The organism is Phaeobacter cretensis, assembly GCF_047372505.1.
Taxonomy (GTDB): Bacteria; Pseudomonadota; Alphaproteobacteria; order Rhodobacterales; family Rhodobacteraceae; genus Phaeobacter; species Phaeobacter cretensis.
Map to the genome: position 1 here is coordinate 1 of NZ_JBKBEU010000006.1, position 2,783 is coordinate 2,783.

The 2,783-nt window shown below is 51.9% G+C and carries 3 protein-coding genes; 2 read left to right on the forward strand and 1 reads right to left on the reverse strand.

Annotated features, from left to right (window positions below; genetic code table 11):
* Positions 1-83: 83 nt before the first annotated feature.
* Positions 84-383 carry a hypothetical protein gene (locus ACEWZM_RS20845; protein WP_414008464.1) on the reverse strand — a complete coding sequence of 100 codons (300 nt, stop codon included), beginning with the start codon at positions 381-383 and terminating at the stop codon, positions 84-86.
* Positions 384-943: 560 nt separating this feature from the next.
* Here ACEWZM_RS20845 and ACEWZM_RS20850 point away from each other — a divergent pair.
* The gene (locus tag ACEWZM_RS20850; RefSeq protein ID WP_414008466.1) at positions 944-2,152 is read left to right on the forward strand and encodes an MFS transporter; all 1,209 of its coding nucleotides are present in this window, start codon (positions 944-946) and stop codon (positions 2,150-2,152) included.
* 248 nt (positions 2,153-2,400) lie between these two features.
* Positions 2,401-2,700 carry a hypothetical protein gene (locus ACEWZM_RS20855; RefSeq protein ID WP_414008465.1) on the forward strand — a complete coding sequence of 100 codons (300 nt, stop codon included), beginning with the start codon at positions 2,401-2,403 and terminating at the stop codon, positions 2,698-2,700.
* Positions 2,701-2,783 lie beyond the last annotated feature (83 nt).

Here is a 2,783-nt window from a genome sequence, read left to right on the forward strand (position 1 = left end):
TAGCGCAGTCCTGTCTGGTTCAATACCATGCAAGTAGCGGGTCAACCAAGTGTCGCGAGATAGCACCGAATTACCATTAGTGGTCACCGTAAAATAATAGGAACACCATTATTGTCACCAGAATGGTTATTGAAGTTAAGGGTATAGCTCTCGGCACCCAGGGGCTGGGTCGAGGACGAGTCTTCTTGATCCTGATTGAAGCCAGGGTCGGTTTGGTGGGTATGGGCCCCACGGTCCGCGTTGTTGAGCGCTTGCGATGCGGCGGCGCGCACGTCATGTGCTTTCCCGCCGAAGCTGTGGCCATTCAAAGGTCCGGCCATGGATGCTCCGGCGCTCATGACCAGTGCGAATACTGTGGCGGCTGTAATCATTGTCTTTTGCATTTGTCTTATCCTTTTGAGGTTGAGCGTGTGTCACGCTGTCTGTGCACTCAATTTGGCAGCTCGCGGCGCGGATTTATTGCGCTGGCAGCTCAAGGTTTTGCGAAAAGACATCAAGCGACCGCTCGTTCGCAACGTAACCCGAAACGAGCCTGCCAAAAACAAGCAAACAGCGGTTCGACGACAGCCCCACGCAAAACTGAATTGGTATAAGCCGACAGTTTATGGGAGTTCTGGCAATACCGTCTCGCGTAGCATCTGACGGTCTGTGCTCAGAGCCGCCGAATGCGAATGCAGGGGCTAAGCGCCAAACTGTATATGGACTGCAGACAGTCTCTCATCCCGTAACTGCGCAGCGTACCGAGATGTTGTCATCCAAGAAGCAAGACGCGGGGCGATGCCATCATTTGGTTAAATGTTGTCCGAAAGCCGTTCGAAACCATTGATTGATCTTCTGTATCTTAAGCTTGTACCAACACCAAAAGATCTGATGAATATGGGTGAATGTCTTGAAGCCGGAACCACATCGACGTCTGTTGTTCTTGCTGACAGCCATTTTTGCCGTGGCCCACATGGACCGGCATATTCTGAGCATATCGCTGAATGCCATTGGCCAGGAATTTGTTCTGACAGATACACAACTTGGCCTCCTTTCCGGGTTTGTTTTCGCGGTTATGTTTCTTCTTGCCGGGTTCCCAATTGCGCGATTGGCTGCCCGAGGAAACAAGCGAAACATTGTTGCAGCTTCAGCCGTTGTCTGGAGCCTCTTAACTCTGATGATGTCGGTCGCGCAGAACTTTACGCATCTCGTTCTTGCACGATTGGGCGTTGGGCTCGGTGAAGCAGGTGCTGTGGCACCAGCCCATGCGATGATTACTGATCGGTTCCCGCATGAGACCCGCACATCGGCTCTGGCATTTTTTGCAACCGGGGCAAATGTTGGCGTTTTGTTGGCATTCCTCATTGGAGGTATCGTCGGGCAAATGTTTGGTTGGCGGTGGGCCTTTGTTCTTGCTGGTCTTCCCGGTCTGATCCTGGCTCTTCTTCTGAGATTCACGACAACAGATACCCAAAAATCTAAATCGGAGCAGAAAGCACCCGCAGATACAGCCGTTTTTCGCAGAACGTGTCATCTGATATGGAATGACCGCGGCCTTTTTCATGCACTCTGCGGTCTTGCATTGATCGGCATTGTAACTTTTGGCGTTTTAACCTGGTTGCCAACTTTCATCATCCGAACCCACGGAATGACCCAGGCGCAAACCGGGATTTACCTGGCCTTGACCACAGGGATCATCGGTGGATTTGGCACATGGTATTCAGGCCGACTGGCAGATAGATGGGGAACGAGAAATCCACGATGGCGCATAGGGATAATTATTCTTGCCATCCTTCTTGCCAAACCACTGGTATGGATTTTCTTCCTGTCAAACTCAACATTATTGGCTTTGATCAGTTTTGCATTCGCAGCAACTGTGAGCGCTGTGTACTGGGGGCCTACCTTCGCCTATCTGCACGACCGTTTGCCGGAAGAACTGCGTCCTATGGGAACAGCGGTATTCCTTTTTGGCTTTAACCTCGTTGGCGTGGGCATCGGTCCAACGGTGATTGGTCTGGCCAGCGAGACCTTATTTGCTAGCCAGGGTCAGAACGGTTTAAGATTCGCCTTATCCGCTATTCAGATCGTGGGGATTTGGGGGCTTTTCCACTATTGGCGTGCCATGCGTGAGATTGATCACGTCAACCCTCCTATGCCTTTATTTTCTCGATAGGCACCAACGATCTTCACCCTCAGACAAACATGGCCAAGGTTAGTTCCTCTAACTTCCTTCCACCTCAGGCAGAAAGTCTGATCGGGAAATTCGAAGGGTGTCTGTTTCGACGGGCGCAGCAAACGAATGCTCACTTGATGTCTTTTCGCAAAACCTTGAGCTGCCAGCGCAATAAATCCGCGCCGCATACTGCCAAATTGAGTGCACAGACAGCGTGACACACGCTCAACCTCAAAAGGATAAGACAAATGCAAAAGACAATGATTACAGCCGCCACAGTATTCGCACTGGTCATGAGCGCCGGAGCGTCCATGGCCGGACCTTTGAATGGCCACAGCTTCGGCGGGAAAGCACATGACGTGCGCGCCGCCGCATCGCAAGCGCTCAACAACGCGGACCGTGGGGCCCATACCCACCAAACCGACCCTGGCTTCGATACGGATCAAGAAGACTCGTCCTCGACCCAGCCCCTGGGTGCCGAGAGCTATACCCTTAACTTCAATAACCATTCTGGTGACAATAATGGTGTTCCTATTATTTTACGGTGACCACGAATGGTAATTCGGTGCTATCTCGCGACACTTGGTTGACCCGCTACTTGCATGGTGTTGATCCAGACAAGACGGCGCTG